This is a genomic window from Achromobacter pulmonis, from assembly GCF_902859765.1.
GTDB classification, from domain to species: Bacteria; Pseudomonadota; Gammaproteobacteria; order Burkholderiales; family Burkholderiaceae_B; genus Achromobacter; species Achromobacter pulmonis.
Genome location: NZ_CADIJV010000085.1, coordinates 1 through 1,085, shown reverse-complemented (window position 1 = coordinate 1,085; position 1,085 = coordinate 1). Strand labels below are relative to the sequence as shown.

Here is a 1,085-nt window from a genome sequence, read left to right as displayed (position 1 = left end):
GATGTACAGCACCACGCCGATGGTGGCGATCCAGAAGTGCAGCTCGATGGCCTTGACGCTGTACATCTTCTCGCGGCCATACAGGCGCGGGATCAGGTAGTAGAGCGAGCCGAACGAGATCATCGCGACCCAGCCCAGCGCACCCGAGTGCACGTGGCCGATGGTCCAGTCGGTGTAGTGCGACAGCGCGTTCACGGTGCGGATCGACATCATCGAACCTTCGAACGTGGACATGCCGTAGAACGACAGCGCCGTCACCATGAACTTCAGGATCGGATCGGTGCGCAGCTTGTACCAGGCGCCCTGCAGCGTCATGATGCCGTTGATCATGCCGCCCCAGGACGGCGCCAGCAGGATCAGCGAGAACGTCATGCCCAGCGACTGGGTCCAGTCGGGCAGCGAGGTGTACAGCAGGTGGTGGGGCCCGGCCCACATGTAGGTGAAGGCCAGCGCCCAGAAGTGGACGATGGACAGGCGGTACGAGTAGATCGGACGGCCGGCCTGCTTGGGCACGAAGTAATACATCATGCCCAGGAAGCTGGTGGTCAGGAAAAAGCCGACTGCGTTGTGGCCGTACCACCACTGCACCATGGCGTCCTGCACGCCGCCGTAGGCCGAATACGACTTCCACAGCGTCACCGGCATCTCGATGTTGTTGAAGATGTGCAGGATGGCGATGGTCAGGATGTACGAGCCGAAGAACCAGTTGGCCACGTAGATGTGCTTGGCGCGGCGCTTGATGATGGTGCCGAAGAACACGATGGCGTAGGCCACCCAGACCAGCGTGATCAGGATGTCGATGGGCCATTCGAGTTCGGCGTATTCCTTGCTGCTGGTGAAGCCCAGCGGCAGGGTGATGGCGGCGGCCACGATGACCGCCTGCCAGCCCCAGAAGGTGAACGCGGCCAGCCGGTCACAGAAGAGGCGGGCCTGACAGGTGCGCTGGACCACGTAGTACGAGGTCGCGAACAGGGCGCTGCCGCCGAAGGCGAAGATCACCGCGTTGGTGTGCAGCGGGCGCAGGCGGCCGTAGCTGAGCCAGGCGGTGTCGAAATTCAACTGAGGCCAAATCAGCTGCGCGGCGA

The 1,085-nt window shown here is 62.8% G+C and carries 1 protein-coding gene; it reads right to left on the bottom strand.

Annotated elements, in window-relative coordinates; all coding sequences use genetic code 11:
• On the bottom strand, window positions 1–1,085 hold a 1,085-nt coding region (ccoN, locus tag HV701_RS26595; protein ID WP_175135979.1), incomplete at both ends, for a cytochrome-c oxidase, cbb3-type subunit I.